21 protein-coding genes and 1 tRNA gene are annotated in these 21803 nt (G+C 63.3%); 12 read left to right on the top strand and 10 right to left on the bottom strand.

The features are described 5' to 3' along the window. Positions 1-31 precede the first annotated feature (31 nt). Complete coding sequence (locus ACOIX3_RS35495; RefSeq protein ID WP_176533400.1) at positions 32-388, top strand: hypothetical protein; 357 nt, start codon at positions 32-34, stop codon at positions 386-388. Positions 389-503: 115 nt separating this feature from the next. Further along, a tRNA-Met gene (locus ACOIX3_RS35490) sits at positions 504-580 on the top strand. 330 nt (positions 581-910) lie between these two features. Here the strand turns inward: ACOIX3_RS35490 and ACOIX3_RS35485 are convergent. Genes ACOIX3_RS35485 through ACOIX3_RS35465 form a run of 5 tightly spaced genes read right to left on the bottom strand, consistent with a single transcriptional unit; the run spans position 911 to position 4510 of the window. Further along, entirely contained in the window at positions 911-1648 is a 738-nt protein-coding gene (locus ACOIX3_RS35485) for an amino acid ABC transporter ATP-binding protein (protein ID WP_420971872.1), read from the bottom strand. Further along, a complete protein-coding gene (locus ACOIX3_RS35480; protein ID WP_207835347.1) occupies positions 1632-2285 on the bottom strand; it encodes an amino acid ABC transporter permease in 654 nt (217 codons plus the stop codon). The genes ACOIX3_RS35485 and ACOIX3_RS35480 overlap by 17 nt, the downstream gene beginning before the upstream one ends. A 4-nt stretch (positions 2286-2289) precedes the next feature. After that, on the bottom strand, positions 2290-2949 hold the full coding sequence (locus tag ACOIX3_RS35475) for an amino acid ABC transporter permease (protein ID WP_420966692.1): 660 nt from the start codon (positions 2947-2949) through the stop codon (positions 2290-2292). 8 nt (positions 2950-2957) lie between these two features. Next, positions 2958-3752, bottom strand: coding sequence for a transporter substrate-binding domain-containing protein (locus ACOIX3_RS35470; RefSeq protein ID WP_420966691.1), 795 nt, complete (start codon positions 3750-3752; stop codon positions 2958-2960). After that, positions 3752-4510, bottom strand: a complete 759-nt coding sequence (locus ACOIX3_RS35465) for a GntR family transcriptional regulator (protein WP_420966690.1) — start codon at positions 4508-4510, stop codon at positions 3752-3754. Before ACOIX3_RS35465 ends, ACOIX3_RS35470 begins: the two co-directional genes overlap by 1 nt. A gap of 113 nt (positions 4511-4623) precedes the next feature. On the opposite strand from ACOIX3_RS35465, the gene ACOIX3_RS35460 reads away from it, so the two are divergent. Together ACOIX3_RS35460 and ACOIX3_RS35455 are read left to right on the top strand one after the other, a co-directional pair. Further along, the gene (locus ACOIX3_RS35460) at positions 4624-6039 is read left to right on the top strand and encodes an amidase (protein WP_420966689.1); all 1416 of its coding nucleotides are present in this window, start codon (positions 4624-4626) and stop codon (positions 6037-6039) included. Then, a complete protein-coding gene (locus ACOIX3_RS35455; RefSeq protein WP_420966688.1) occupies positions 6036-6779 on the top strand; it encodes a 2-keto-4-pentenoate hydratase in 744 nt (247 codons plus the stop codon). The genes ACOIX3_RS35460 and ACOIX3_RS35455 overlap by 4 nt, the downstream gene beginning before the upstream one ends. Positions 6780-6955: 176 nt before the next feature. Here the strand turns inward: ACOIX3_RS35455 and ACOIX3_RS35450 are convergent, their stop codons facing one another. After that, positions 6956-8020 carry an alkene reductase gene (locus tag ACOIX3_RS35450; protein ID WP_420966687.1) on the bottom strand — a complete coding sequence of 355 codons (1065 nt, stop codon included), beginning with the start codon at positions 8018-8020 and terminating at the stop codon, positions 6956-6958. Between the two features lie 648 nt (positions 8021-8668). Here ACOIX3_RS35450 and ACOIX3_RS35445 point away from each other — a divergent pair. Then, entirely contained in the window at positions 8669-9610 is a 942-nt protein-coding gene (locus ACOIX3_RS35445) for a ring-cleaving dioxygenase (protein WP_420966686.1), read from the top strand. Between the two features lie 99 nt (positions 9611-9709). Here the strand turns inward: ACOIX3_RS35445 and ACOIX3_RS35440 are convergent, their stop codons facing one another. Together ACOIX3_RS35440 and ACOIX3_RS35435 are read right to left on the bottom strand one after the other, a co-directional pair. Beyond that, the gene (locus ACOIX3_RS35440) at positions 9710-12571 is read right to left on the bottom strand and encodes an ATP-binding protein (RefSeq protein ID WP_420966685.1); all 2862 of its coding nucleotides are present in this window, start codon (positions 12569-12571) and stop codon (positions 9710-9712) included. A gap of 91 nt (positions 12572-12662) precedes the next feature. Continuing rightward, positions 12663-13094, bottom strand: coding sequence for a hypothetical protein (locus ACOIX3_RS35435; protein ID WP_420966684.1), 432 nt, complete (start codon positions 13092-13094; stop codon positions 12663-12665). 190 nt (positions 13095-13284) lie between these two features. Between ACOIX3_RS35435 and ACOIX3_RS35430 the strand changes: the two genes are divergently transcribed. Continuing rightward, positions 13285-14208, top strand: coding sequence for an AraC family transcriptional regulator (locus ACOIX3_RS35430; protein WP_342713092.1), 924 nt, complete (start codon positions 13285-13287; stop codon positions 14206-14208). A 17-nt stretch (positions 14209-14225) separates the two neighbouring features. On the opposite strand, the gene ACOIX3_RS35425 is transcribed toward ACOIX3_RS35430, so the two are convergent. Next, positions 14226-14852 carry a hydrolase gene (locus tag ACOIX3_RS35425; protein ID WP_420966683.1) on the bottom strand — a complete coding sequence of 209 codons (627 nt, stop codon included), beginning with the start codon at positions 14850-14852 and terminating at the stop codon, positions 14226-14228. A 14-nt stretch (positions 14853-14866) separates the two neighbouring features. Then, complete coding sequence (locus ACOIX3_RS35420; protein WP_420966682.1) at positions 14867-15682, bottom strand: alpha/beta fold hydrolase; 816 nt, start codon at positions 15680-15682, stop codon at positions 14867-14869. 342 nt (positions 15683-16024) lie between these two features. Between ACOIX3_RS35420 and ACOIX3_RS35415 the strand changes: the two genes are divergently transcribed. The 6 genes from ACOIX3_RS35415 to ACOIX3_RS35390 all read left to right on the top strand — a co-directional run bounded on the left by ACOIX3_RS35415 (position 16025) and on the right by ACOIX3_RS35390 (position 21802). Beyond that, entirely contained in the window at positions 16025-16663 is a 639-nt protein-coding gene (locus ACOIX3_RS35415) for a hydrolase (RefSeq protein WP_420966681.1), read from the top strand. Positions 16664-16795: 132 nt separating this feature from the next. Next, on the top strand, positions 16796-17080 hold the full coding sequence (locus ACOIX3_RS35410; RefSeq protein WP_420966680.1) for a XapX domain-containing protein: 285 nt from the start codon (positions 16796-16798) through the stop codon (positions 17078-17080). Beyond that, positions 17077-18954 (top strand): amidohydrolase, encoded by a 1878-nt coding sequence (locus ACOIX3_RS35405; protein WP_420966679.1) that lies wholly within the window; start codon positions 17077-17079, stop codon positions 18952-18954. Before ACOIX3_RS35410 ends, ACOIX3_RS35405 begins: the two co-directional genes overlap by 4 nt. Before the next feature lies 1 nt (position 18955). Further along, positions 18956-19396: a DoxX family protein gene (locus tag ACOIX3_RS35400; RefSeq protein WP_420966678.1), complete on the top strand. Its 441-nt coding sequence runs from the start codon at positions 18956-18958 to the stop codon at positions 19394-19396. Positions 19397-19421: 25 nt separating this feature from the next. Continuing rightward, complete coding sequence (locus ACOIX3_RS35395) at positions 19422-20372, top strand: glyoxalase (RefSeq protein WP_420966677.1); 951 nt, start codon at positions 19422-19424, stop codon at positions 20370-20372. An 8-nt stretch (positions 20373-20380) separates the two neighbouring features. Continuing rightward, positions 20381-21802 (top strand): alginate export family protein, encoded by a 1422-nt coding sequence (locus ACOIX3_RS35390; RefSeq protein ID WP_420966676.1) that lies wholly within the window; start codon positions 20381-20383, stop codon positions 21800-21802. Position 21803 lies beyond the last annotated feature (1 nt).

Raw genomic sequence — 21803 nt, 5'->3', positions numbered from 1 at the left:
AACATCGGCGCGTTGTCACGGTTTTCTCGTCATGAGGATCAATCGAACACTCGCATTGTCCTGGGCCCTGATCATGGCGCCCGTCGTTGCCGCGGCGCAGGCGCCGCCGACGCCCGCCACGCCGCCGGCACAGACTGCGCCGCCGGCGCCGTCTCGCGCGGCCGCGAATTGCGCGCCGCAGCAGCCTTCGCATCCGGGTGTTGCGGTTCCGGAGGGAACCACCACCGGGCAAGCTTTGGGCGACAAGCTCGCCAAATCCGACGGCGTGCTGTGTCCGCCGGCCGGCGTCGACCCCGAAATGCGTGCGCCGACCCCGCAAGGCGGCAACACGCCGGTGATTCCTCCACCCGGCAGCCCCGGCGGCGACCCTTCGGTCAGGCCAAAATAGCCTCTGTCTGCAATAGTTTGCGGTCTCGTCCGGGTTTGCTTGACAGGCGTGCGTGCCACTCTTTATATGCCGCGCGTTCGCACCCGCGGCTCTACGCCGCCGATCGCGAGCCTATGGCGGGGTAGCTCAGCTGGTTAGAGCACGGGAATCATAATCCTGGGGTCGGGGGTTCGAGTCCCTCTCCCGCTACCAAGGCTACGAATTTGTACGCCAGACCACGATCTCCTGCGACTTCGCGCTCGTCACGCTAGCTAGCTGACGAATCGTGTTCAACCGCGAAGGACAGTGAAATCTCCGAGAGCGGACTGTCTCGCTTGCCGATGAGGCGCTTCGGCTTCCGTTTGGACACACAGGGCCGGGAACCTGTGGCGCAGAGTGGGGCGCGTCCCTCATGATGGTGTAGCGGGAGAGCAGTGCCCCCATGCGCGCGCCTCGAATAGCGCCGTTGGGCCGGGCCTTGCGGCGGTCATCGGCGATTTGCCAGCAGGATGGGTTGCGACACGCTAACGCAACCGACGACCATCAATTGTGGAGCGATGATAGGAATTGCCGGAGCTCGGGAGTCCTGGGATTGGCAAAGAGCTCGTCGGGCGCTCCCATCTCATGAACCTTGCCCTGATGCATGAAGATCATGCGATCGGCGACCTTGCGCGCAAAGCCGATCTCATGGGTAACCATCATCAGCGTCATGCCATCCTTGGCGAGGCTTTCGACGACACGTAGAACTTCGCCGACGAGCTCGGGATCGAGCGCGCTGGTGATCTCGTCGCACAACAGCACGGCCGGTTCCATCGCAAGTGCGCGCGCAATCGCGACGCGCTGCTGTTGGCCGCCCGACAGGCGGTCGGGCATGGCGTCGTATTTCTCCTCCAGACCGACGCGCGAGAGCAGCGCGCGCGCCTGTTCTTCGCCTTGCTCAGTTGTGCGCTTCTTGACGAGCTTCGGCGCCAGCATGATGTTGCGTCCGACAGTCAAATGGGGAAACAAGTTAAAGCTCTGAAAGATCATCCCCACCTGTTGGCGCAGCTCACGCATCGCAGCCGCGCTGTCGTGATCGATCTGCTTGTTGTTGACCAGGATCGCGCCGCTGTCGAAGCGCTCCAGCCCGTTGATGCAACGCAGGAGTGTCGATTTACCCGAACCGCTCTTGCCGATGATCGCGATCACCTCTCCCTGGTTCACGTGCAGGTCGACCCCTCTAAGGACCTGTGTCTCCCCAAAGGATTTGTAAAGCGCGGCGATCTCAACGATGGGCGGCATGGAGCGTCCTTTCGAGAGCGCGGGCTGTAAGGCTGATGGGATAGCACAGGGCAAAATAGATCAGCGCGACCAGGGCATAGACTGTGAAAGGCCTGAAGGTTGCATTGGTGATCATGCCTCCGGCCTTGGTCAGTTCGACGAAGCCGATCACGGAGGCGAGTGCCGTACCCTTGATGACCTGGACCAGGAATCCGACGGTTGGAGGCACCGCGATGGTGAGCGCCTGGGGAAGGATGACGTGACGCAACTGCTCCCAGAAATTGAGAGCCAGGCTCCGGGCGGCCTCCCATTGGCCGCGCGGAACGGAGGCGACGCAGCCGAACCAGATCTCGCTCAGAAAGGCACTGGTATAGGCGGTCAGCGCCAGCGCCGCGGCGGTCCAGGGCGAGGTCTGGATGCCGAGCAGCGCCAGGCCGAAATAGGCCAGGAAGAGCTGGATCAGAAGCGGAGTGCCTTGGAAAAGCTGAACATAGAGGCTGACGAGGCGGCGCGCACTGCGCGAAGGCGTCAGGCGGGCAATCAAAAGGGCGAACCCGACGAAACCTCCGCCGATGAAGGCAATCAGCGACAGGCCCACCGTCCAGCGCGCGGCGAGCAGCAGGTTGCGCAAAATATCCCACAGCGTGAATTCGACCATGCCCTCAATCTCCGAACAGGAAGCGTGGGCCAAGCCAATTGAGCAATCGCCTCAGGGCTATCGACAGCGCAAGATAGATCAGGGCCGCGACGATGAAGGCCTCAAACGCCCGGAAGTTGCGGCTCTGGATCAAATTGGCGGCAAAGCTCAGCTCCTCGGTGGATATTTGACCGCACACGGATGAGCCGAGCATGACGATGATGATCTGGCTGACGAGTGCGGGCCAAACCTTGCGCAGCGCCGGCGGCAGTACGACGTGAAAGAAGGTCTGCATGCGCGACAACGCAAGGCTCAGTGCGGCCTCGACTTGGCCGCGCGGCGTCGCCTCGATGCCGGCGCGGATGATCTCGGTGGCATAAGCACCTAGATTGACCACCATCGCGAGGATAGACGCGGCTTCCGGCGACAGCCGGAAGCCCATAGCTGGCAGGCCGAAGAAGATGAAGAAGAGCTGCACGATGAACGGCGTATTGCGGAACAGTTCGACATAAGCCCCCGTCACGGCCTTCATCCAGACCGGCCCGTGAATGCGCGCCCAGGCGCATCCAACGCCCAGCGCAATCCCTGTAGTTGCGGAAATCGCCGTCAATCCGAGCGTCCATGCGACGCCCTTGGCGAGCAGGCGCCAGTCGACAAGGATGGCCCCAAAATCGAGATCGACCACGGCCCGGCTTACTCCGGAAGGTCGCCGGTGGACCTGCCGAGCCATTTCCGCGCGAGGGCCTCGAGGGTGCCGTCGGCCTTGGCCGCGAGGATGATCTCGTTGAGCCTGGCGCGCAACGCGTCCTCGCCCTTGCCGACGCCGATGAAGTTCGGGCTGTCCTTGAGAAGGAATTTGTATTCGGCGCCGAGCTGCGGGTTCTTGGTGATCATCGCCGCGGCGACCTGCGCGCTGGTGGCGACGGCTTGAGTCTGGCCGGCGACGAAGGCGGAAATCGTGGCGTTGTTGTCTTCGAACCGGCGGACCTCGGCGGTCGGAGGCGCGACCTTTGTCAGTTCGGCATCATCCACCGAACCGCGCGTCACTGCGATTGATTTCCCTGCCAGCGCTTCGGGTCCCTTCAGCTCCGTTGCCTTGGGGGCGAATACGCCGATGAAGAACGGCGAGTAGGCGACGGTGAAGTCGATGACCTTCTCGCGATCGGGATTCTTGCCGAGCGTCGAGATGACGAAATCGGCCTTCTTGGTCTGAAGATAGGGGATACGGTTGGCGGTCGTGACCGGGATCAGTTCCGGCGTCGCCCCCAGTTTTCCGGCGATCAGGCGCGCCATGTCGATATCGAGACCCTGCGGCTGCATGTCGGAGCCCACGAAACCGTAGGGCGGGAAGTCCGTTGGAATAGCAATCCTGACCGCCTTGCTGCGAACGATGCCGTCGAGCGCTGTCTGTCCGAAGACCTCCGAGGCGGCGAATACCGAGAGAATGGCGGCGAAGCCGACCGACAAACTGCATCTAGAAAACCGCATCACGATTTCTCCTTACTGAATCGAAGAGGCCCGGCGACCCGCTTAATTGGCCGTCTTCTGCTTCGTCTTGTATGCAAGTCTTGTTCCATGTAGTCGATCGGCGACAGAGCCTGCCGCAACGTCGCCAGCGGATCGCTGCCGGAGCTGAGGCGAAGCTTTTCCTTCCAGGTGCGGAGATGGACGCCCATGCGCTTTTCGGCAAGCGACATGTCCCGCGCCTCCAAGGCTGCAACGATTCCGACATGCTCGTCGAAAGATCGAGTGGCTTCGCTTTGCGTCTGGTGGTGTGTGGCGGTCAGCGCGGTGCGAACGGTGAGATCGCGCAGAGTCTGGGCAAGAAGTTCATTTCCGAGGCAGCGGGCAAGACAAACATGGAAATCGCCCAGAATGAAGCTCCTTAGTCCGATGTCAGAGCCCTTTATCGCCTTCGATTGACGCCGCAAATGATCTCGCAAAAGCCTGAGTTCCGCCTCGCCGAGCGGACCGGCACCACGCAACAGTCCGGTCTCGATCACGAGTCGGGCCTCGAATGCTTCCCCTGCCTGTTTTTCCGTCGGCTCCAGCAGGTACCACCCGCGGCGGGCGCTGACCGAAACGAGGCCTCGTGTTTCGAGCCGCACCAGCGCTTCGCGCACGATGGTGCGGCTGCAGCCGAACAACTCGGCCAGTTGCTGCTCGCCGAGACGGCTTCCTGGCTCCAGTTTCTTCGCCAGGATGGCGTCCAACAAGCGGTCGCTGATCTGCAGGGCGGAAGTCATCACTTGCCTCGAACGAAGGCTCATTCTTGCATGGATGCAGCATCGTTGTATACAAGATTGGCGCGTGATACATGCTTTCGCCCTGAACCGGCTCTTGGAACGGCAGTCCCCGCATGACCCATTTCTGGCATCTCGATGCCGCGCAATTGATCCAAGGGTATGCGCAGCGCGCATTCACGCCGGTCGACGTCATTGAAGACTGTCTGGATCGCGCACGGAATTTCGACTCATCGCTCAACGCCTTCCTGCACTTCAGTGAGGCCGATGCGCTGGAGGCGGCAGAGGCAAGCGGCAGGCGCTGGGCGGAGGCGAGGCCGCTTGGCCCGCTCGACGGGGTCCCGGTCTCGGTGAAGGACAATTTGCATGCCGCCGGCATGCCGACCACATGGGGCAGCGCACTGATGCGCGGCTTCGTCGCGGCGCAGGACGAGGATCCGGTGTCCAGGATACGGGCGGCGGGTGCGGTGCTTTTCGCAAAGACCAGTTTGCCGGAGTTCGCGATGCAGGGCTTTACCGCAAATGCCCTGAAAGGCACGACCTTCAATCCCCTCGATCTGTCGCTGACACCAGGCGGTTCCTCGGGCGGCGCGGCAGCCGCCGTTGCCGCCTTCTGCGGACCGCTGGCGCTCGCGACCGACGGCGGCGGTTCAATACGGCGGCCGGCCTCCCATTGCGGCCTTGTCGGCTTCAAGCCGTCAGCCGGGCTCGTGAAGCGGCGCGGTGGCTTACCGGAGATATTTCTTGACCACGAGGTGGTGGGCGGGATTGGGCGAAGTGTTGCGGACGTTGCCAACTTCACGGAGATACTGGCCGGGCAACCGCTCGCCGCCGCTTCGAAAAAGGCCAGAATCCTGTATGTGCCGCGCTTTTCGGGCGCGCCCGTCGATCCTGGCATCGCCGATGCGGTCGAGCGTGCGGCCCGATGCTTCGAAGCGATGGGACACCTCGTCGAGTGTCCACCGTCATTCGACCTCTCCGAAGAGATCAACAGCTTGTGGCCGCAGCTTTCCGCGATCGGTCTGGCGTGGCTGTTTGAAGATGGCGCACACTGGCCTGAACTGGGCCTCCGCCGCGGGGCGCGACCAGACCAGACGATGTGCGGCGAGGCGGCCCGCGCCACTCTGCAAGAAGGCCGCTCGGCGCAAGCTACCGCACTGTTCAATCTTGTCAGTGCGATTCAGCAGCTCAAGCGGCGGTTGGATGAGCTCTTCGATTCCCATGACGCGATCCTCACGCCCGCCACCGCGGCTTTGCCCTGGCCCGCCGACCGCCCCTACCCTGAGACGATCGCCGGACAGGCGGTCGGGCCGCGGGGACACGCCGTCTTCACCGCCATCGCCAATGCCGCTGGCTTGCCGGCGCTCGCGATACCTTGCGGACGGGTATCGGGGCTACCGACCGGCTTCCAGTTGCTTGGTCCGAAGGGGGCCGACGCCGCCGTGCTCGCATTGGGCCGGGAATATGAGCGGACTTTTCCTCACGGCCGCCTGTCGCCGGAGCCCAACCTCACCGTGGGGAGGACGCCGTGAGTCATGCGGGTGAAGCGGCGGACCGGTTGGTCACGGCCCGAAACGGCGGGCGGCCGGTCTCGTGGCGTGACATTCTCCCTTTGGATCGCGCCGGCGCCTACGCGATCCAGGATGCCACGCTTTCCCGGATCGGCCCGTCCGGCGGCTGGAAGGTAGGGGCGTCGGGCCCCGAGGCCGAGCCCATCTGCGCGCCGCTGCCTGCATCGGGTCTGCTCACCTCCGGCGCACGACTTGGTCCGAAATTCCGCCTGCGCGGTGTGGAAGTGGAAGTCGCGCTCCGGGTCGGGCGAACTCTCACGGCTGAAGATGCAGCGTTGCCCGACCGCGAACTGGCACGCGCCTTCGACGCCGCGTATCCCGCCATCGAAGTGGTGGAGACGCGACTTGAGAATTGGAAGAATAGCGCTGCCTTGGCCCAGCTTGCTGATTTGCAGAGCCACGGCGCGTTACTGCTAGGACCGGCCTCGACAGTTAGCCTTCCCTCCGTCGATTTGAGAGGCGTCGAAGCGCATCTGGCCGTCGGGAACGAGATCAGCCGGCAAACGACCGGAGGCAATCCGGCAAGCGACATCTGGCGTCTGCTGCGCTGGCTCATTCGTCATTGTGCGGACCGAGGCGTGCCTCTTTCACCGGGCCACATCGTCACAACCGGCTCGTGCACCGGCATGGTCTTCGCAAAAGAACGCACCAGCGCCCGTGCGCGCTTGGCGGGTCTCGGCGAGGTTGCAGTCGACTTCTGAGAACGATGCTTCCTTGGTCCGCACGATCCGGATCAGGCAACTCTGGGCAGCCAACGGCTTCACCAAAATTGCGCGCGAGGAGATCTTCCAGCTAACAACACTCGTATCGCCTACCGGCGTCGATTATGTCAGCGCCCGGACTTGCCCAATTTCCACCTGCCGCCACCAGGAAGCTCCTATTCGCCTCGAGCAATTTCCTCGTCAATGAACGCCAGGCTCGGATAGTCGAGATACCCTTTATCCGACCCGCCGTAGATCCCGATCGGCTGTGGCGAGTTGTAGGGACCGCCAGCTCGTATTCGCGCCGGGAGGTCCGGGTTGGCGAGAAAGAGGCGGCCGAACGCGACTGCGTCCGCCTCGCCGGAATTGACGATGTCGGCGGCACGCTCGGGCGTGATGCCGGCATTGACGATGAGAGGCCCGCGATAGTGCTCGCGGAATATCGCCAGCATTCGCTCGTAGTCCGGCGCTCCGGTCCACGCGTTGGTGTCTGCAAGGTGCAGATAGGCAAGCCCCGCGGTCCGTAGCCGGAGCGCGAGCTGACCATAGGTGTCTTCCGGTTTCGGGTCCCGCGTGCTGTTGTAATCCGCAAAGGGCGACAGCCGCAGTCCGATCCGCGATCGCGGCATGACGTCGGAAATCGCCGCAACAATTTCGAGAAGCAATCTGGAGCGCGCTTCGATGCTTCCGCCGTAGTGATCGGTTCGCAGATTGATCGTCGGCGAGAGAAACTGGTGAACCAGATAGCCGTTGGCGCCGTGAATCTCCACACCGTCAAACCCGGCGCGAACGGCGTTGGCGGCCGCCCTTCGAAATTCGTTCACGACGGTCTCAATCTCCAACTTGGTCATCGCACGTGACGACGTGGCCGCGACGCGCACATAGGCACCGTTGGCGAGCAACGCCCATACCTGCAGCCGTTCCAGATCGTCATTCACGCCCGATGGCGACAGCGGCTGCTTGTTGGACAACAGACCGCGCGCGCTCGCGCGGCCGGCATGCCAGAGCTGCGCGACAATCCGGCCTCCTTGCTCGTGGATCCGCTCGACGACGGCTTTCCAGCCCTCGGTCTGCGCGTCGGTCCACAGGCCGGGCGTTCGATCAAAGGCGTTGGACATCGGTCCTACATTGATGCCCTCGCTGACAATCAGGCCGGCGCCGGCGCGCGCCGCGTAATACTCGCCGGCGGAACCATTGATGACACCATGCTCGTCGGCGCGCGAGCGCGTCATCGGCGCCATGACGATCCTGTTGGGGAGACTGAGATCGCCGAGCGCTGCGGGACGAAAGAGACCTGCCATGTTGTTCACCTTCGGTTGGGCTGTTCGCAAGATCGGCGCCGGCAGCTAGCGCCGCAGGACCGTCGTGTAGTTCGCGGGGAGCCATTGCCCTGCGAAATACGCATTGATCTTGTGCGCGACGATCGTATCGTGTCCGGCGTCGTCCATTGCGATCTGATCCCCTGACCGGCGCGGGCGGCGAGCGATGCCGAGGCCACAGCGCTCAATTTGACGTGCATGTCCCGGCCGGCGCACGTGTATATGAGCTCGCTGGGCGGCCTCGATCTTGTTCCGATGTTGATCCAAAACAAATCCCGCTGATTGCACATCCTGGCGCGCAGTTGTACGATTGCGTCCAGGTTGAACGTGAGGATGCTGCCGGTTGTGGCTCCTAAATCCGTCTGCCCGCCACGTGATCGGGCGAAAATCCAAGACAATTCGACCGGTATCGGCCTCAATGAGCGATCAGACAGCTGCGCCTGCCGATGGCGGGAGCAGGAACGACGAATTGCGTTCGTGTGCGATTTGGATCGCCATATCGAGGATTGCGTATCGGCTATGACGGGTTCTTTTTACTACTGTTCAGCAAGGCAACGGTGAGCGCATATCGTGGCCGAACCAGACAGATCGTGCTCGCCATCCCGTGGACTTCATCACGTCACGACAATCATTGATGACGTGCAGCGCGCCGCGCATTTTTATGCCGGCGTTCTCGGTCTGAAACGGGTCAAGAAAACGGTCTGCTACGACGACCCCGGCAGTTACCATCTCTACTATGGCGACGACGCCGGCAGCCCGGGAACGGTGCTGAGCACCCTGGCATGGCGATGCGTCGCAAAGGGATTGGTTGGGGTCGGCGAAGTCGTGCAGACCGCCCTTCGTGTGCCGGCCGGATCGCTCGAATGGTGGTCGGAGCGGCTCACGGCCGCGAACGTCGCGTGCCGGTTCGATCATTCGCCATTTGGCGAGCCGCTGCTTTGCTTCGCCGATCCGGACGGAACGACGCTTGCTCTGGTGGAAGCGGTGCAGGATCGTCGCGAAGCCGGGCGCAGCGATGCCGTTCGAGCAGTCATGGGTTTGAACGAGGTGACCCTGAACGTCCGCGCGGAGGACGCCACGGTCGATATCCTCCAGGACGTGCTGGGCTTCAGGCGCGTTTCGCAGGCCGATGATTCGGTCCGGTTCGTCGCACATGACGGTCCTGGAGGCACGCTGACGCTGCGGATGGTCGGCGCGTCGTCGCGGGGCCGGCTTGGAGGCGGCACGATCAGGCATGTCGCTTTCCGCGCGGCCAATATCGAAGATCAATCCGAAATGATCCAGAAGCTTCAAAGACGGCACGACATCGCCGTGACTGAACCGATTGAAAGAACCTATCTGACTGCGATCGGCTTCCGGGCGCCATGCGGCGTGCTTTTCGAGATCGCAACCGATGGGCCCGGCTTCGCAGTCGACGAGTCGCGCGATCAACTCGGGGAGGGCCTTAGATTGCCGGGCTTTCTCGAGGAGCGTCGTCTGGAACTGCAAAACATCCTGCCCCCGCTGGGCTAGAGCGTTTTCGAGCGAAGTGGACACCGGTTCGCGTGAAGAAAACGCGTCAATACAACAAGCTAGAGCTTCGGTTCTGATTCAATCAGAACCGAAATTGCTCTAGCCGGGCTTGCGGTCGTGCAACCCGTCGAGCAAGGCCTTGGTCCGCCGGAACGGCACGGCGTCGAAACCCTCGGTGAATTTTCCAAGCGTCCGCTCGAGCACCGCTGCAGCCTCGCCATTTCGTCGCTGCCGACGCAGGAAGCTTGCAAGACTTTCGGCCGACCTCAGCTCCCATCCAAGGGCGCCTTGCCGTTCCGAAACCTCGAGCGCTTCGCGCAAATGGGCTTCGGCCGGCTTCGAGTCGGGTCCCTGCAATGCAGCCAGGACATCGCCGTGGATTCTCAGCGAATCCGGCAGCAACCAGAGCGCCTCCGTCGCCTTGGTTCGCTCCAGGCATTCCGCGGAAGCCAGCAGCGCCTCTTCCGGTCGATCGTCCGCGGCCAGCACCTCGGCCAGGCGGCCGAGAAACGGGATCGATACGTTTTCGTATTGCGCGCCGCTCAGCTTCGAGAGCGCCTCTCGTAACAATCTTTCGGCGGGCTCGATCTGGCCGCGCAGGAACAGCAGCCTGCCTTCGAAACCGATCGACGAAAACACGTAGCTTTGGATATCGTTATCCTGAGCCACCTGCCTGAACCGCTGGATCGCGCAAGCGGCCTTGTCGAGGTCCTCCAGGCTCAGGAACAACGAAACCCCGCACCAGCTGAGTGCCTGGCAGATCGAGGTCGGATTGCCGGTCTCCTCCGCTTCGGAATGCGCCGACAGGCAGGCTCGAACAGTTCGATCGAAGCGTCCCAGATTCCAATGGGCCCGCGCCATCACGCATTGCGCATAGACCGAGTGGTTCAGTCCCCATCGGCCGATCTGCGAGACGTCGCTATGAGTTCGGAAGTACTCGTGGGCCTCGCGCGCGAGCTCCAGGGCCGTCGCATACTCGGCGCGAAAGAACAGCGACGCACTCTTCGCGCTCTTCGTCATCGCCAGCGCCGCCGGCTCGTCAGCGTCAGCGACAAGCGTCTCGATCCTCTGCGTCCCTTCCAACGCGCCCTTGAAGTCGCCGCGCCGGTGCAGGAAAACGATCAGGCCCAGCCGCGCCCTCAGCTCCCATTGCCGGTCGCCGAGGCGTGCCGCAAGCTCGATTGCCCGGTTCAGCGCGTCGCGCGACTGGCCGGTCATGCCTTGGGTGAACATCACGGCGAGCCCGTGAGCTGCCTTCAGGACCATCTCGTTGCGCTCGCTTTCGATCGCCGGATCGAGAGCGTCGATCGCCCTGGTCGTCCAAGCGATACATTCCGTCAGCAGCGAATTCTCCAGCCACACGGGTACGGCGGCGGCCGCGAGCGCAACGCCCGCTTGCGCGTGGCTGTCCGTCGAGAACGCCCAGTCCAGGATTCCGCGCACATTATCGAGTTCCTGGACCGCATCCCTGAGGGTTTGCACCTGTTTCGGGCCGTCGGCGTATCTGCAGAGCATTTCGGTGACGCAGGCCGCAAGCCGGGCGGCGAGTTCGTTCCGCTCGGATTGCTCGACCAGCTTGGCGAGCGCGAACGCCTTGGTGATCTCCAGCAGCCGAAATCGGGTGCGCTCGGAGCCGATGTCGACCGAGACCAGCGATTTGCAGACCAGATCGGCGAGGATCGATGCGGCGTCGGCGCCGTCAGCTGCCGGAATCACGGAGACGGCGGCCTCCAGCGTGAAGCTGCCGGCGAAAATGCCGAGGCAGCGGAGAACGTATCGCTCGCGCTCGCACAGCAGCTGATAGCTCCAGTCGAGCGCCGCCGCGATCGTACGATGCCGTGCCGGCGTGCCGCGGCGCGCATCCGCGAGCAAGTGCACGCGGTCCTCGATCCTGGCGGCCAGTCCGTTGACGCCGAACGCGTCGACGCGCGCGGCCGCGACCTCGATCGCGAGCGGGTTGCCGTCCAATTCGCGGCAGATCTGCGCGGCAAAGCCGGCATTGGCATCGGTAAGCTCGAAATCGTTGACGACGGCGGCCGCCCGCTCCACGAACAACTGAACTGCCGGATAGCCCAGCACGTCCTTCGGTCCGAGCGACACACCGATTGGAGGCACCTCGAGGGGAGTAAGCCGGAACACCTGTTCGCCATCGACGCGGAGCGGCTCCCTGCTCGTGGTCAGCACCTTGATGCCGCCGGCGCCGCGCAGCAGCTCGCCGATGGCGGCCGACGCCCCGTCGATCAGATGCTCGCAATTGTCGAATACCAGAAGAAGACTCTTGTAACGCAACGCCGCCGCGATACCGGGCAATATGTCGCTCGAACGGGCGTCGATCGGAAGGGCGGACGCGATGACGCTCGAAATCAACGCGGCATCCGTGATCGAGCCGAGGTCAATCAGCCACACGCCGTGCGGAAACTGCGGCAACATCGCTTCCGCCAGCCGAAGCGCGACCGACGTCTTTCCGACGCCGGGCGGTCCGACGATACTCAGCAGGCGGCTGTCGGTCAGTTTTTGCTGCATCGAGCGAAGCGCTTCAGCGCGTCCGACCAGCCGGTTCAGTTGCGCCGGCAGGTTGTGAGCCGCCTGCATCGCCGGCTGATCAATGGCGGGGCGCTCCTCTTCGAGCACCTTGATGGGCGCAACGAAGCGATACCCGCGTCCGGGACTGTTGACGATGTACTGGTTGGCGCTGTCGTCCTCGCCGAGTGCACGGCGAAGTGCCGCCACCTGGACGGTCAGGTTCGCTTCAACGACGAATGTATCGGGCCAGGCGATCTCGACGAGTTCGCGCTTACTCACCAGTTCGCCCGCGCGCTCGACCAGCGCGATCAGGATCTCGATCGCCTTGCCGCCGAGGCGAATGACGCGGTCGCCCTCGAGCAGGATCCGTTTGGAGGTGGAAAGGCGAAACGGTCCGAATAGAAACGTACGCTCTGGTCTGTCGTTGCGGTCGGGCATCCTTCAGTCAGCCATGGGCCTTCTCAAGGGACCTCACTACGCCACAGCCCGGAGGGTGTCCATCCCTCAAGGATCCGCGCGAACGAGGACGTCATAGTTGTTTTTCGCGCTCGACCTGAAGGGCAATCGCCTGCCGGCGGGCCATGATCGCGGTCGCGGTGAGGCGTTCGGCCTCGACCGTGGACAGTGCCGCCAATTCCACCGCGACCGTGGCCATCTGCTCGATCAGATCGGCACGGGCGTGCAGCTGCGCGGTCTGCCGCTGGCTGACCCATCTCGACAGGGTTTCGGGCGCGAGCGTGGCGTCGCGTTCGAGGCCGGAGCGCAATGCCTCGCGAAGCGCTGCGGCGCGGTCGGCGGACTCCTTGACGGCTGCCTGCAGTTCTTGCGTCCGCCTCGCGAATTCCGCGTCACGCGCCGCGGCGCCCCCCGCGAACAGTCCGTTGATGTTGCCAAGGCTCACTTGCAGGCGAGCCAAATGGAGGCACAAATCCTCACCGAATTGAGCCAAATTGCCGTTCATCAAATCCTCGTCTCATCGATGTACGCAACTCTCTCGCGGCGGAAGGTCGCGGCCAAATAAAACCTTGCAAATTCCATGTGGTTGACGGCGACACCGCATCATCAGTTGTGGTTTTGGAACGATTTACTGGCCATGCGACGGGGCGGGGAATAACCATCGGCGCGGTGTGCAGAATCTCGACGGGGCTCCGATGGACGACACCGATACTTCATCCGACGGCTTCTACGGCCGTCGACTCGCCTCGCACCTCGGAATGGAAGGCGATTGCGTTCGCAAGATCAATCGCCACGGCAAGCTGGCGCTTGCCATCACGCGATTGACCTGTACCCGCTTTGTTCGAGAGCGGACGGCGGCGATTCCGTCGGAGCCGGCATTCAGCATCCTCCATCAACTGGGCGATCTGGACCGGCACTCATGCTGGCTCGCCGGCCGCCAGAGGTATTCCGGATCGTTCGGTGCGGGAACCGTGAGCGTCATCGACCTGCGCGACAATCCGCAGTGCGAGTTCAGAGGCCCGTTTGATGCGCTTCAGTACTACATCCCGCGCCGCGCTCTTGACGACTTCGCCTACGAGAACAGCGCGAAGCCGATCTCCACGCTGAAGTGGACCCGTGACCGGCGCGATCCCTATCTGTCCACGCTTTCAAACGTTCTCTTGAACGCCCTCGAAGAGGAGAGCGCGAACAATCAACTCTTCGTCGATCAGCTCGGACTGAGCTTGCTCGCTCATTTCGCGCAGACCTACGGTGATCTCAGCTCGCGCGAGGGCATTCAGGAGGGCGGACTGGCGCCATGGCAGGAGCGGCGTGCCAAGGAGATCATGCGTGCCCGCCTCGCCAGCGGTTTGACGATCGCCGATGTCGCGGCCGAGTGCAGGCTGACGCCGAGCCATTTTGCCCGTTCGTTCCGGCGCAGCACGGGCATCGCTCCCCACGAATATCTCTCCCGGCTCCGGATCGATGAGGCCAAGCGCCTGATGACCACCACCAAGCTGCCGTTGGCGGATATCGCGCTGATCTGCGGGTTCGGTGACCAGAGCTATTTCACCCGGGTCTTCTCGCGCAGCGTGGGAACGAGCCCGGGCGCCTGGCGCAGGGCTCGTTCTGAAGGCTGAAGGGCTTCCGCCGAAACCTAGGTCGGATGGATCATGTCACGCGCGTAGGACAAGCCGATCCCGTATCCGCCGCCATGGGCCTCGACGATGGCTCTCGCGTGGTCATATGTCTCATGGCTGGTCCAGTCTCGCTGCAATTCCAGAAGCACCTGGATCCACGATGTTGGCCGTGCGCCCGCGGCTTCCATGCGGCGAAGCGCGAGGTCATGGCCGGCCGTGGTGAGACCTCCGCAGGCGTCGCCGACCACGTAGACCTCGAGCCCGGCGGTCAACGCCGATAGAACGGTGAAGCTGACGCATGCTTCGGTCAGCAGTCCCGATACGATGAGGCGCCGCCGGCCAGTTGCGAGAATCTTCCCACGCGCGTTGTCGTCTTCCCAGACGTTCATGTTGCGCCGCTCGATCGGGACGATGCCAGGCAAGGCTGCACTGATCGTCGGCATCAGCGGACCGCTGTAGACTTTCGTCGCAGAGGTCGAAGCAATGACCGGAAGGCTGAACGCCGTGGCGGTCTTGGCCAGCGCGACCACGTTGTTGAGCAGGACTTGCCGATCGATCGAGCTAACGCCGAAGGCGAGCCCGGCCTGCTGGTCTGCGAACAGGAGCGCGCAGTCTTTCGGTTCGAGAAGGGGAGCGTCAGTCATGTGATCACCCAATGTCACGCCTTGAGGAATTCGAGCAGATCCGCGTTGAGCTGGTCCGCGTGGGTCGTGGCAGTCGCGTGCGGAGCGCCGGGATAGACTTTGAGCGTGGCGGACTTGATCATCTCGGCCGCGAGCTTTCCGGTGTACTGGAGCGGGACCACCTGATCGTCGTCGCCGTGGACCACCAGCGTGGGAACGTTGATCTTCGCCATATCCGGGCGGAAATCGGTTTCGGAGAACGCGGTCACGCAGTCGATCGTCGCCTTGATCGAGGCCTGCAAGCCGATCTGCAGCGTCTGCTTGAATACCCCTTGGGAGACCTTGGTGCCGTGGTTGGTCCCATAGAAAAGCGGGCTGAAATCATCAAGGAACTGCGGACGATCCTTGGCGAGCCCGGCCTTGATGCCGTCGAAGACGGCCTTGTCGACACCGTCATGGTCCGCCGTCTTGCCGAACAGCGGCGTCACGGCGCTCACCAGCGCCAGCTTTGACACCCGCGAGGAGCCGTGGCGCGCGACATAGCGCACGATGTCGCCGCCGCCCATCGAGAAGCCGACCAGGGTGACGTCCTTCAGCTCGAGATGCTTGATGAGTTCGGCGATGTCATCTGCGAACGTATCGTATTCGTAGCCTTCCCAGGGCTGGCCCGACCGGCCGAAGCCGCGGCGATCGAACGCCACGGCACGGAAGCCGTGACTGGCGAAGAACAGCATCTGGGCGTCCCACATGTCCGCACTGAGCGGCCAGCCATGGCTGAACAGGATCGGTTTTCCGTTGCCCCAGTCCTTGAAGTAGAGGTCGGTACCGTCCCGTAATTTCAGCAGCGCCATCAGTTGCTCCTTTGTGGTGGCGATGGCCGCGCACCGATGCGTTGGGCCATCCCCGCCAAACTCATCGATGGAAGCCCCCTTGGCTTGGACGGCCTCGGCGCTGTTTGCACGGCCTCGCGGTCTCGGCCGAGCGCACCGTCTGCAAGCTCCGAAGGGCGTGATCCCGGAGCGAGACATCTCCAAGGGCAGTTTTGTCGCACGCAAGCCTTCATCGTGACTTCGTCCAAGCAGCGAACAACCTGTCCAAGCGGCGGCGCCGCCTCGGGTCATACAGTCGAAGCCGTACGGACGCTGGATGTCATTCGCTCCGGCCGGCAATCGTCAATTCAAGGAGAAATCTCGATGTCCAAACTCGACATGCTGACCCCAGACAACAGCGCCATTGCGCTCATCGACTACCAGCCGGCGATGTACCAGGGCGTCCAGTCGCACGACCGCCTCGTGGTGTTCAACAACGTCCAGATCCTGGCGAAGGCCGCCAAGCTGTTCAAGGTTCCGACCGTGCTGTCCACGGTGGCGAAAGATTCGTTCTCCGGGCCGTTCATGCCTGAAGTCGCCGAGCTGTTTCCCAATCATGACATCATCGACCGCACCTCGATGAACTCCTGGCTCAATGCCAATTTTCGCAAGGCGGTCGCCGCTACGGGGCGCAAGAAGTTCGTGATCGGCGGCCTCTGGACCGAGGCCTGCGTGATGTTCCCGGCGCTGGACATGCTGAAGGAAGGCTATGAGGTCTACATCCCGGCGGATGCATGCGGCGACCTGTCGATGGAGTGCCACAACCGCTCGATGGAGCGCCTGGTGCAGGCCGGCGCGGTTCCGATCACCTCGTGCCAGTACGCGTTCGAGTTGCAGCAGGACTGGGCGCGCACCGAGACCTACGACGGCATGATGGAGATCCTGAAGGCGCATTCGCCTTACGGCATCCAGATCCGCTTCTCGAAGTGGGCGCTCGGCGAGCATGCGTCGGAGGCCGGCTAAAGCATCATCCGGAAAAGCGCGAAGCGGTTTTCCGAATAGATCATGCTCAAGCAAGGGGCTGACGCGCGACGAGCTGATCTCATCGCGCCTTAGGCCGCCTGATTTCTCCCTCCATCCTCCGAGAGGGGTGCGATGAAGATCTACATTCTGTCCCTTGGCGCCGGCCTGTTGGTCGGCGTCATCTACAGCCTGCTCAACGTACGTTCTCCCGCACCGCCTCTGGTGGCGCTGGTCGGCCTGCTCGGCATCCTCATTGGCGAGCAGATCGTTCCCGTCGCTAGGCAGGTCGTCGTCGGCGAGGGCCTTGCCGCCGCATGGCGGCAGGCGAAGTGCGCGCCTCACATGTTCGGCCTGCTGCCGGGGCGGCACGCCGAGGAAGTCAAGACAACCACAGATGTTGCGGAGAAGGCGTCATGAGCGCTCCTGATACGATTCTGCATCGCGGCCTTTTCAGCACGCTCGACCGTTCCAACCCGGCCGCCAGCGCCGTCGCCATCAAGGACGGGCGCTTCATGGCGGTCGGCCACGACCACGACGTGATGCCGCTGGCCGGACCCTCGACCAGAGTGATCGATCTGAAGGGACGGCGCGTGCTGCCGGGCTTGATCGACAATCATCTGCACATCATTCGCGGCGGGCTCAACTTCAACATGGAGCTGCGCTGGGACGGCGTGTGGTCGCTCGCCGACGCAATGGCCATGTTGCGCAAGCAGGTCGCGATCACGCCGCCGCCGCAATGGGTGCGTGTCGTCGGCGGATTCACCGAGCACCAGTTCGCCGAGCGGCGCCTGCCGACGATCGACGAGCTCAACGCGGTCGCGCCGGATACGCCGGTCTTTATCCTCCATCTCTACGACCGCGCCATGCTCAATGCCGCAGCGCTGCGCGCCGTCGGCTACACCAAGGATACGCCGGAGCCTCCGGGCGGCGAGATCACGCGCGACGCGAAAGGCAACCCGACCGGGCTCCTGCTCGCCAAGCCGAACGCCAACATCCTCTATGCGACGCTGGCGAAGGGCCCGAAGCTGCCGTTCGAGTACCAGGTCAATTCGACCCGGCATTTCATGCGTGAGCTGAACCGGCTCGGCGTCACCGGCGCGATCGACGCCGGCGGCGGCTTCCAGAACTACCCGGAGGACTATGCGGTCATCCAGAAACTCTCGGACGAGGGGCAGCTCACGATCCGGCTGGCCTACAACCTCTTCACGCAGAAGCCGAAGGGCGAGAAGGACGACTTCCTGAACTGGACCAGGACCTCAAGATACCAGCAGGGCACCGATTACTTCCGCCACAACGGCGCCGGCGAAATGCTGGTGTTCTCGGCCGCCGATTTCGAGGATTTCCGCGTCGCCCGGCCGGACATGCCGCCGGAGATGGAGGGCGAACTCGAGGGCGTCGTTCGCATCCTCGTCCAGAACAAATGGCCGTGGCGGCTGCACGCGACCTATGACGAGACGATCTCGCGCGCGCTCGACGTGTTCGAGAAGGTCAACCAGGACATGCCGCTGGACGGACTGCACTGGTTCTTCGATCACGCCGAGACGATTTCCGACCAGTCGATCGATCGCATCGCCGCGCTCGGCGGCGGCATCGCCGTGCAGCACCGCATGGCCTATCAGGGTGAGTATTTCGTCGAGCGCTATGGTTACGGTGCCGCCGAAGCGACGCCGCCGGTGAAGAAGATGCTCGACAAGGGCGTCAAGGTGTCCGCGGGCACCGACGCGACCCGGGTCGCATCCTACAATCCCTGGGTCTCGCTCGCCTGGCTGGTGACCGGCATGACGGTCGGCGGTTTGCGGCTCACACCGCCGCGCAACTGCCTCGACCGCGAAACGGCGCTGCGGATGTGGACCGAGAATGTCACCTGGTTCTCCAATGAAGAAGGCAAGAAGGGGCGTATCGAGGTCGGGCAGCTCGCCGACCTGATCGTTCCGGATCGCGACTATTTCTCGTGCAGCGAGGCCGAGATCGCCGATACGTCGAGCGACCTTACGGTGGTCGGCGGCCGTATCGTTTACGGTGCCGGAGACTTCAAGGCGCTCGACGCCAACGCGCCGCCGCCGGCGATGCCGGATTGGTCACCGGTGCGCAGCTTCGGCGGCTATGGCGATTGGCTGGGAGCTGACGGCAAGGCAAAGGCGGTGCGGGCCAACGCCATGCAGATGTGCGGTTGCAGCAGTGGCTGCGGCGTGCACGGTCATGACCATGCGCGCGCCTGGACCGGCAAGCTGCCGGTTTCGGACCTCAAGAGCTTCTGGGGCGCGCTCGGCTGTGCCTGCTGGGCGGTTTGAGATGCTTGCGAAGGCCGGCACGCCGCGTTGGATCGCAGCCATCCTGTCCTGGCCTTGGCTGCTGCCGATCGCCAGGGGCGCGCTGGTTTCCGCCTTCCTGATCGGCGGCATCCAGAAGCTCGCCGATTTTCCGGCAGCCGTCGCCGAACAGGCGCATTTCGGTCTGCAGCCGGCTTGGCTGTGGGCCGTGGCCGCGATCGTCGTCGAGCTCGGCGGCTCGCTGCTGGTCATCGCCAACCGGTTCGTCTGGCTCGGCGCCGGCGGACTTGGCGTTCTGACGTTCGTGGCGATGCTGACCGCGAACGCGTTTTGGCTGTCCACGGGCCACGAACGGTTCATGGCGCTCAATGCGTTCTTCGAACACCTCGGCCTCATCGCCGGTCTTGTCGTCGTGACGATCTGCGCTGAAAAGACGCAACCTCGTCGAATCAGCGAATTCTAGTCCAATCTCGCTCAAGGAGTTGTCCATGAAACGGCTATCGGCATCGATCCTGCTCTTGTCGGTTGCGGCCATTGCCGCAGCGGCGCCAGCGGTCGCCAGGGATGCGGGCAAGGCCAGGGAGATGGTTGCGGTGGCGCCGCAATACGACACGACGCATGTCTATGTCGCGCCTGATGACGTGGACAAGTTCGTGTCGAGCTTTCTGGCGACGTTCGGCGGTCAGAGCACCAAGCAGGTGGTCGCAACGGTCACGCCTACGCCGAGCAGCACGACGTCGCAGCTGCTTCAGACACCGGTCGGCACCGTCTCTCTGTTCGGCTTCAAGACGCCGGTGCCGTATCCGTTCGGCACTGAGCGGAACGGATATCTGGTCAGCGACATTAACGTTGCGGTCAAGGCCGCCCGTGCGGCGGGCGCCGACGTGATCGTCACGACCTTCCCGGATCCGATCGGGCGCGACGCAGTGATCCAGTGGCCGGGCGGCGTCAACATGCAGATCTACTGGCACACGACTAAGCCGAACTACGCGGCCTTCGAGAAGATCCCGGAGAACCGGGTATATGTTTCGGCCGACAGGGCGGATGCGTTCGTGCGGAGCTTCCTTACCTTTTCGCGCGGGAGGGTGGTGTCGCAAACCGCGAAGGCCCCCGGGATCGAGATAGGCAAGACGGGACAGACTTACAAGAGGCTTCGCATCGAATCGGCATTCGGCAAGATGGTCGTGCTCGTGACCGACGGTCAGCTGCCCTATCCCTACGGCCGCGAGACGACGGGCTATGAGGTGGCGGATCTCGACGCAACGCTTGCCAAGGCGAAGTCGGCCGGAGCCGCTGTCCTTGTCGAACCCTACACAACCGAAGGAAGGTCCGCAGCGATCGTGCAGTTTCCGGGCGGTTACATCGCGGAGATACATCCGACGCCTGCCAAACACGCTGCCCGTGCAGACCAGCAGCCCCTCGAACGCGCCTTGAAGTAATGGTCGTTATGCCGGCATGGATCGACACCCGAATTGTCAGGACGCTATTGCCCCTTCTGGCGATCGCGTCCTCAGTCCATGTCGCCGTTGCGGCGGACGCGGATGACGCGACCGCGAAGCGCCCTGCGATCCAGGCCAACCGATGGGCCGAGGATTGGTCGGTGCTTGCCGATCCCAGGTTGCGGACCGAAGCTTTCGACGGGCTCAAATACATTCCCCTGTGGGCCACGGATCCGAAGAGCTACGTCTCGCTTGGGGCCACGTTGCGCGAGCGCTTCGAGTCGAACAATGCGGCGGCATTCGGAACCAGCAAGACCCCCGCGGACAGCTACCTCCTGCAACGGCTTCAGGTCCATGCCGACGTGCATTTCGACGAGAACTGGCGGGCGTTCGTCCAGCTTGAGGACGATCGTGCCTTCGACAAGCTGAACGTCTCCTCGGTCGATCAGGACCGCCTCGATCTGCGCCTGGCATTCATCGAGTATGTCAACACCACTGCGGCGGGCACCTTCAAGGCGCGTGCCGGACGTCAGGATTTTGCCTTCGACCTGCAGCGTTTCGTTTCATCGCGGGACGGACCGAACGTGCGCCAATCCTTCGACGCGGTCTGGGCCGATTGGGAAAGCGGTGCCTGGCGCATCCTCGGATTCGTCAGCCGACCCGTTCAATATTTCGACGTGCGTCCGTTCGACGACACGTCGAACGACCGCTTCAAGTTCAGCACCCTGCGCGTGGAACGGAAGGTGTTCGGAAGCGACGAGCTGTCCGGCTATTATTCGCTCTACGAGCGCAGCGACGCCAAATATCTCGACGCGCGCGGCGATGAGCAACGCCATATCCTGGACCTACGATTCGCAGGCAAGGGCGCCGGATTCGATTGGGACCTCGAGGCCATGGGGCAGGCCGGTCAGGTCGGTACGACGGACGTACGGGCCTGGGCGGTCGGTGCGCGGACCGGCTACACCTTTTCCGATGTGACATGGCAGCCGCGTATCGGCCTGCAGTTTGACGCGGCATCGGGCGACCGCCACCCTGGAGACGGTGTGGTCGAGACTTTCAATCCGCTGTTTCCGAACGGCTACTACTTCACGCTGGGTGGCTATACGGGGTACACCAATCTCATCCATCTCAAGCCTGCGATCTTCGTCAATCCCACGGATCGGCTCAAAGTGATGGTGGCGATTGCGTTCCAGTGGCGTCAGACGACGGCTGATGCGATCTATGTGCAGCCGAACGTGCCGGTCGCTGGAACGGCCGGAACCGGAAGCGCTTGGACGGGTGCGTACGGGCAGTTGCGCCTCGACTACGCCTTCAACGATCATCTCACCGGCGCGATCGAAGCGGTACACTTCGCCGTCGGCAATACGATCCTCGGCGCCGGCGGGCACACGAGCAACTATCTCGGTGTCCAACTCCAGTATGGCTGGTAGC

Origin of the sequence: Bradyrhizobium sp. B120 (assembly GCF_049075665.1) — a bacterium.
GTDB lineage: Bacteria > Pseudomonadota > Alphaproteobacteria > Rhizobiales > Xanthobacteraceae > Bradyrhizobium.
Note: the sequence above shows the minus strand (reverse complement) of the source record. Positions and strands in the feature narration are given on the sequence as shown.

Coding starts and splice junctions, on each gene's coding strand:
- ACOIX3_RS35400 (WP_420966678.1), top strand. CDS start 18,956: ATGCTTGCGAAGGCCGGCACGCCGCGTTGGATCGCAGCCATCCTGTCC.
- ACOIX3_RS35440 (WP_420966685.1), bottom strand. CDS start 12,571: ATGCCCGACCGCAACGACAGACCAGAGCGTACGTTTCTATTCGGACCG.
- ACOIX3_RS35465 (WP_420966690.1), bottom strand. CDS start 4,510: ATGACTTCCGCCCTGCAGATCAGCGACCGCTTGTTGGACGCCATCCTG.
- ACOIX3_RS35460 (WP_420966689.1), top strand. CDS start 4,624: ATGACCCATTTCTGGCATCTCGATGCCGCGCAATTGATCCAAGGGTAT.
- ACOIX3_RS35410 (WP_420966680.1), top strand. CDS start 16,796: ATGAAGATCTACATTCTGTCCCTTGGCGCCGGCCTGTTGGTCGGCGTC.
- ACOIX3_RS35425 (WP_420966683.1), bottom strand. CDS start 14,852: ATGACTGACGCTCCCCTTCTCGAACCGAAAGACTGCGCGCTCCTGTTC.
- ACOIX3_RS35435 (WP_420966684.1), bottom strand. CDS start 13,094: ATGAACGGCAATTTGGCTCAATTCGGTGAGGATTTGTGCCTCCATTTG.
- ACOIX3_RS35430 (WP_342713092.1), top strand. CDS start 13,285: ATGGACGACACCGATACTTCATCCGACGGCTTCTACGGCCGTCGACTC.
- ACOIX3_RS35420 (WP_420966682.1), bottom strand. CDS start 15,682: ATGGCGCTGCTGAAATTACGGGACGGTACCGACCTCTACTTCAAGGAC.
- ACOIX3_RS35480 (WP_207835347.1), bottom strand. CDS start 2,285: ATGGTCGAATTCACGCTGTGGGATATTTTGCGCAACCTGCTGCTCGCC.
- ACOIX3_RS35405 (WP_420966679.1), top strand. CDS start 17,077: ATGAGCGCTCCTGATACGATTCTGCATCGCGGCCTTTTCAGCACGCTC.
- ACOIX3_RS35395 (WP_420966677.1), top strand. CDS start 19,422: ATGAAACGGCTATCGGCATCGATCCTGCTCTTGTCGGTTGCGGCCATT.
- ACOIX3_RS35450 (WP_420966687.1), bottom strand. CDS start 8,020: ATGGCGCCGATGACGCGCTCGCGCGCCGACGAGCATGGTGTCATCAAT.
- ACOIX3_RS35415 (WP_420966681.1), top strand. CDS start 16,025: ATGTCCAAACTCGACATGCTGACCCCAGACAACAGCGCCATTGCGCTC.
- ACOIX3_RS35485 (WP_420971872.1), bottom strand. CDS start 1,648: ATGCCGCCCATCGTTGAGATCGCCGCGCTTTACAAATCCTTTGGGGAG.
- ACOIX3_RS35470 (WP_420966691.1), bottom strand. CDS start 3,752: ATGCGGTTTTCTAGATGCAGTTTGTCGGTCGGCTTCGCCGCCATTCTC.
- ACOIX3_RS35495 (WP_176533400.1), top strand. CDS start 32: ATGAGGATCAATCGAACACTCGCATTGTCCTGGGCCCTGATCATGGCG.
- ACOIX3_RS35390 (WP_420966676.1), top strand. CDS start 20,381: ATGCCGGCATGGATCGACACCCGAATTGTCAGGACGCTATTGCCCCTT.